We start from the raw sequence: 457 nt of genomic DNA, 5'->3' as shown, positions 1-457 counted from the left end.
CGGATGGACAATGGCACCGGCTGTTTCAGGAGGAGGGTAAAGTCAGTCTTGCCATCCATCTGAACAACGATGATCACACATCCGTTTTTCAGGACAACTTGCAGCAAGTATTTGGTCTGAAACCTAATCAGGTTCGCGATAACGCGCATATCATGGCACAGGCACTGACGGTATTTGATCGCACTTTTGTGGTTACAGCCACGCTGGGTAAGCTCACACTCTTGGTGTCAATCGGTGGTTTGTTCATTGCGACAATCGCGGGTGAGCTATCGCGGCAGAGACAGTTTGCGTTATTGCGCTGTATGGGTATGACAGGTAAAGAACTGGCCTTACTCGGAGGAGGGCAGTTAGCAGCCATTGGCGTACTGACGGCAATGATTGCATTACCCCTTGGCTTACTGCTGGCACAACTGCTGATCGATGTAGTGCTTAAGTATTCTTTCGGCTGGACCATGCC

Annotated in this window: 1 protein-coding gene; it reads left to right on the top strand. The window is 50.3% G+C overall.

All coding sequences use genetic code 11. The features are described 5' to 3' along the window. On the top strand, positions 1-457 hold a 457-nt coding region (locus tag ACYP03_RS24125), incomplete at both ends, for an FtsX-like permease family protein (RefSeq protein WP_459782381.1).

The sequence above is a fragment of the Photobacterium sp. R1 genome, assembly GCF_054600795.1.
The sequence above is the reverse complement of the archived record's forward strand: the minus strand, read 5'-3'. Positions and strand labels throughout refer to the sequence as shown.